The 1,816-nt window shown below is 58.8% G+C and carries 1 protein-coding gene; it reads right to left on the bottom strand.

Features of this window, described 5'->3' with window-relative positions:
- Positions 1-1,787, bottom strand: a 1,787-nt coding sequence (locus IQ216_RS13755; protein WP_255510620.1) for an efflux RND transporter permease subunit, incomplete at its 3' end; no start/stop codon positions are given.
- Positions 1,788-1,816: the final 29 nt, after the last annotated feature.

The following is a 1,816-nucleotide window of genomic DNA, read 5'->3' as shown; positions in this document are numbered from 1 at the left end:
CTCCAGGGGGCCAATTTAAAGCCACCGAACACCGCATTCGGGCTGGTAATGCCCAGAATCATGAAGTCTTCGTTGTAGCCGGGCACTTCCGACATCCGTTGCTGCACTTCCTGGCCGTGATCAAACAGGTAGTCCAGCGTAGAGGTTTGGGGCCCCAGGCCCTGGTAGAACAGGATGCCCTGATCCTCGGTGGGGGCCAGCTCGTTCTGACTCATCATCACCATGAAGTAGATGGAGCCGAGCACCACCACGGCGAAGAACACTACCACCGATTTGGTTTGCATCAGTGAGGCAAGCGCTCGCTTATAGCCTCCGGCCAGCCCGTTGAACGACTTCTCAACCAGCACCTCGAACCGACCGGGACTGCCGTGGGGTTTCAATACCTTGCCCGAAAGCATGGGAGACAGCGTAAGCGCGACAATGCCGGAGATCACCACCGTGCCGGCCAGGGTAAAGGCAAACTCGGTGAACAGGGAGCCCACCAGTCCGCCCATAAAGCCGATCGGGGCGTACACCGCCACCAGTGTGGTGGTCATCGCGATGATCGGCATGGCCATTTCGCGGGCACCGTTCAGGGCCGCCTCAAAACGGGATTCGCCCTGTTCGATGTGTCGGTGAACGTTTTCCACCATAATGATGGCGTCGTCCACCACCAGCCCGATGGCCAGTACCATGGCAAGCAGCGTCAGCAGGTTCAGCGAGAAGCCGAAGATCAGCATGATGAAAGCGCCGCCAATCAGCGACAGCGGCACGGCCACCGAGGGCACGATGGCGGCGCGAATAGAGCCCAGACACAGGAACACTACTACAAGCACAATCAGCATGGCTTCCAGTAGTGTAGCGATGACCTCGTTGATGGAGTCTTCAATAAAGTCCGAGGCATCGTAGGCCAGGCGTACATCCAGCCCACTGGGCAGCTGGCTTTCAATATCGGGCAGCTCGTCTTTGACCAGGCCGGCAACCGTCAGCGGGTTGGCGCCAGGGGCCAGCTCAATGGCGACATAGGTAGCCGGTTCGCCCTTATACAGTGCCAGTTGGCTATAGGTTTGCGAGCCCAGCTCCACCTCTGCGATGTCACGCAGGCGAATCAGCGTGCCATTGGCCTGCTTCACCACCAGGTTGCGGAAAGCCTCCGGGTCCGCAATATCGGTGTCACTGGTCAGGCTGATTTCCGTGTATTTGCCTCGGGTTGCACCCACCGCTGCCTGGTAGTTGTTCGCTCGCAGTTTGTCTGCCACCTCCATCGGAGTCATGTCGACTGCCGCCAGGCGTTCCGGGTCCAGCCAGACCCTCAGGGCAAAGGTGCGCCCAAGCAACTGGGCTTTGCCAACACCGGAGAGTGCCTGCAGTTTGGGTTGCACCACCCGGCTCAGATAATCGGTAATCTGTGGCACGTCCAGCTCGGTGCTGTAAAACGCGATATACATCAGAGCGTTGTCATCGCCCGTACTGGACGTGATCACAGGATCTTCGGCATCACCCGGCAGCACGTTGCGCTGGCTGGCTACTTTCGCCTGGATCTCGGCCAGGGCATCGTTGGCGTCGTAGTTCAGAACCATCTTGGCCTCGATGGTGGATACGCCCTGGGAGCTGGTCGAGCTCAGGTAATCAATGCCACTGGCTTCTGCAATAGCTTGCTGCAGAGGCGTTGTGATAAAGCCCTTGATCAGATCCGAGCTGGCACCCGGGTATGCGGTGGTCACCGTCACCGTGGTGCTTTCCAGTTTCGGGTACTGGCGGATTTCCATTTCCAAGGCTGCCCGGGCACCGATCAGCAGAATCAGCAAGCTGACAACGGTTGTCAAGACCGTACTAT

Source organism: Cyanobium sp. LEGE 06143, from assembly GCF_015207535.1.
In the GTDB taxonomy this organism is placed as follows: Bacteria; Cyanobacteriota; Cyanobacteriia; order PCC-6307; family Cyanobiaceae; genus NIES-981.
The sequence above is the reverse complement of the archived record's forward strand: the minus strand, read 5'-3'. Positions and strand labels throughout refer to the sequence as shown.